Source organism: Luteococcus sp., from assembly GCF_043424415.1.
GTDB lineage: Bacteria > Actinomycetota > Actinomycetes > Propionibacteriales > Propionibacteriaceae > Luteococcus.
The window spans coordinates 1-2,629 of sequence record NZ_JBHWOO010000033.1; the positions used below are offsets into that span (position 1 = coordinate 1).

Consider the following 2,629-nt stretch of genomic DNA (forward strand, 5'->3'; position numbering starts at 1 on the left):
GATCGCGAACGGGAGCGACCTGGGCACCCCCGGATTCAAGGACTGGTGGGCCTACGCACCCGAGGACGAGGTGATGGGCGACGCCGCCAAGGTCGAGGCAGGCGAACTCACCCAGGAGCAGTTCGAGCAGACCTGGGGCGACACCCTCATCGACCCGAAGCGGCCCGAGCTGGGCCCGAAGTCGAACCTGCTGACCATCCTGTGCGGTGAACGGCAGAACCTGCTGGGCGTGCGGTTCGGCAACAACATCTTCGGCACCGTCAACCAGTACAACCACGGCGGCACCTGCGGCATGACCGGTGTGCAGGGCAACGTGCACACTCACCCCACCACCAACTACAAGCGCATGTACGCCGACATCGACGAGTGCCGCTACCTGGTGGTGTGGGGCACCGAGCCCCTGACCGCGCAAAAGGGGCCCACTTGGCTGGCCCCGCGCATCTCGGTGGCCCGCCGCCGCGGCATGAAGATGGTGGTGATCGACCCGCGCATGTCCAAGACGGCCGAGAAGGCAGACCGCTGGGTGCCGGTGGAGCCGGGCAAGGACATGGAGCTGGCCCTGGCCATCAGCCGCTGGATCGTGGAGAACGAGCGCTACGACGAGCAGTACCTGCGGGCCCCCGGCAAGCCCGCTGCCACCGCGATCGGTGAGCCCACCTGGTCCGATGCCACCTACCTGATCAAGCTCGACGACCCCAAGAAGGGGCGGCTGAGTATGGTGGACCTGGGGCGGGCAGAGCCCCCGCAGCCGACCGAGGACGGCACCACCCCCGACCCCGAACCGGCCGTGCTCGTGGGCGGTGAGCCCCAGGGCGCCGACTCGACGACCGCACTGGCCGACCTCGAGGTGGACACCACCATCGACGGCCACCGGGTCAAGAGCGTGTTCACCCTGCTCAAGGAACGCCTGATGGAGCGGGAGATCGAGGACCTCGCCAATGAGGCCGGCGTCGATGAGGAGGTGGTGGCCGAGATCGGCCGCGAGTTCACCGCCCACGGCAAGCAAGCCTGCATCATGAGCTATCGCGGCCCGGCGATGCACACCAACGGGTACGACACCATTCGTGCGATCGGCTACCTGAACTTCCTGATCGGCAACCACGACTGGAAGGGCGGGCACATCGGTGCCCAGAAGGGCTTCTCGCCCGCCGAGGGCAGGTACGACATCAACAAGGTGCCCGGCGGCAACAAGGGCTGGGGAACCACCATCGCCCGCCAGAAGACCAAGTACGAGGACTCCTCGTTCTTCAAGGAGGACGGCTACCCGGCCAAGCGCCGCTGGTACCCGTTCCCGGGCAACATGTGCCACGAGGTGATCCCCTCGGCGGCCGTGGGCTACCCGTACTCGATCAAGGCGCTGTTCATGAACCGCCACTCCCCGCTGAACTCGAGCCCCGGAGCGGGCAGGATCGCGAAGCAGCTGGCAATGACCGACAAGATCGAGCTGGTGGTCTCCTTCGACATCACGCTGGGTGATTCGTCGATGTACGCGGACTACGTGCTGCCTGACCTGACCTACCTGGAGAAGTTCACGCAGGAGTCGGTCTACCCCTCCCAGCAGTACGCGGTCACACAGCTCGGACAGCCCACCACCCGCGCCTTCGAGGGGCCGCGCCCGGTGGAGGACTTCTACATCGAACTGGCCAAGCAGCTGGGACTGCCCGGAGTGGGAGGAGGGGCTTTCGGCCCCGGCACCTCGCTGGACTCGTCCAGCGACTACTGGCTGAAGATGGCCGCCAACGTCGCCTACGCCGGCAAGGAACCGGTGCCGGATGCCAGCGCAGAGGAGCTGGAGCTGTTCAGCCGTACCCGCCGCAAGGCCCTCGGCGACGCCTTCGACGAGGCGCGCTGGAAGCAGGCGGTCACGGCGGAGGAGTGGCCCAAGGTGGTCTACGTGCTCAACCGCGGTGGTCGCTTCTCCGGGCAGGCACCGGAGCGGGGCGACGCCTATGAGGGCGAGTGGCTCAAGCACCGCTACGCGGGGCTGTGCCAGTTCTACGACCCCAAGACCGCTGCCCTGAAGGACTGCATGACCGGGGAGAACTACGACGGACTGGCAAAGATCCGGCCCGTGATGAAGTCCGACGGCACGGTGATCGGCCCCACCGAGGAGCGACCGCTGCACTTCGTGAGCTGGAAGAGCCGCCACATGGGGACGCACCGCACCGTCAACAATGCGTGGCTGCGGGAGATCCGTCCCGAGAACTACCTGTGGATCAACGCCTCCGACGCCGCCGAGCGCGGCATCGAGAACGGCGACCGGGTGCGGGTCACCTCTCCCACGGCCACGGTGGAGTCCACCGCGATGGTGCTGCAGGGCCTGCGCCCGGGGACCGTGGGGGCGGAGTCTGCCTTCGGCCACAAGGGCTATGCGGCCGGCGAGGTGACGATCGACGGCGAGCCCATCGCCGCCGTCAGCGCATACGGCCACACCAAGGCCGCCCAGAACGTGGTGCCGGGCAGCGAGGAGTTCGGCTTCGCCGGTGCCCGATCGGCAGGGTTCGCCGTCAACGAGCTCCTGGAGGAGGACACCGTCCTGGGCGGCGGCGGCCTCACCGACCCGATCGGTGGCGGCGCCGCCCAGCTGGACACCTGGGTGCAGGTGGAGAAGATCTGAGGTCCCGATGGC

The 2,629-nt window shown here is 67.7% G+C and carries 1 protein-coding gene; it reads left to right on the plus strand.

What is annotated here, in order from left to right; genetic code table 11:
• Positions 1-2,617: molybdopterin-dependent oxidoreductase (locus ACHFFZ_RS01700; RefSeq protein ID WP_394274936.1), on the plus strand; the 2,617-nt coding region annotated here is incomplete at its 5' end.
• Positions 2,618-2,629: the final 12 nt, after the last annotated feature.